The organism is Bartonella sp. AP57NXGY, from assembly GCF_042195805.1.
In the GTDB taxonomy this organism is placed as follows: Bacteria; Pseudomonadota; Alphaproteobacteria; order Rhizobiales; family Rhizobiaceae; genus Bartonella.
The window spans coordinates 1-889 of record NZ_JBHIOZ010000425.1; the positions used below are offsets into that span (position 1 = coordinate 1).

The window sequence follows — 889 nt, forward strand, 5'->3', positions numbered from 1 at the left end:
GTGCCGGTGCCTATAATATGGCTGTTTTTGTGTTGAACTTCCTCACTGGAACCTTCCCCTTGACTAAAAGCAGCACTACCCGTTGCCCCTGCGCCACCCGTGCCATAACCGGTGCCAACACTCATTGAAGCACTTTCACTGCTGTTGTGTGTGCTTTGCGTGTTTTGTGCACTTTCAAAGATGATATCTTTACCTGCTTCCATGGTGATATTTCCGCTCTGTGCATCATTTTCCAGCACATAGATTGGATTGGTACCAGCAATAATATCAGCGCCAACACCATGAATGCTGCCTTTGTGGGCTTGCATGTTAACAGCGCGTCCGCCTTCTATGCTATCTGTCACCGCTGTGGAAACTTGAGAAGAAGCTTCTGTTTTCTCAGTTTTAAAGCCCACGGTTACACTGCCAGATGCGCCAGCCAGATTGGCAAGAGCATCCTTGGTGGAGCCCCCCAACCCTCCTAATGAGCTACTCAGTCCTTTGGTTGTGTTCCCCTTTTCCCCCGTATTGCCAGTCAGCCAATTAATAAAGTTCTCTCCTTTATTAAAGAGGTGATTGATTTTCATGCCGGTCAATATGCCATTAATAACTGTATTGTTACCATCCTTATTATTCATGTGATCTGCGGCATCTTTTAGTCCTTGTACCGTGCCAAGGACACCGATATCAACGGAAGTTGTCACACCAGCAAAAGACTTTTCATGTGTCTCTTTGCCGTTAGAGGTATCATAGCTTTCTGATAGGGTGATATTATTGCCGGCATCCATGTTGACATCACGATCCGCCGAAACAATGGCTGCTTGCATATTTATATCATTGTCAGCAGTAATCTGCACATCTTGGCGTGCCGTGATGTGTGATTGTGTGGAAGTGGTTTCCCATTGATCGC

1 protein-coding gene is annotated in these 889 nt (G+C 46.3%); it reads right to left on the reverse strand.

Translation table 11 applies throughout. The features are described 5' to 3' along the window. A partial coding sequence (locus ACFIL8_RS11275; RefSeq protein ID WP_375689872.1) for a hemagglutinin repeat-containing protein occupies positions 1-889 on the reverse strand: 889 nt, incomplete at both ends.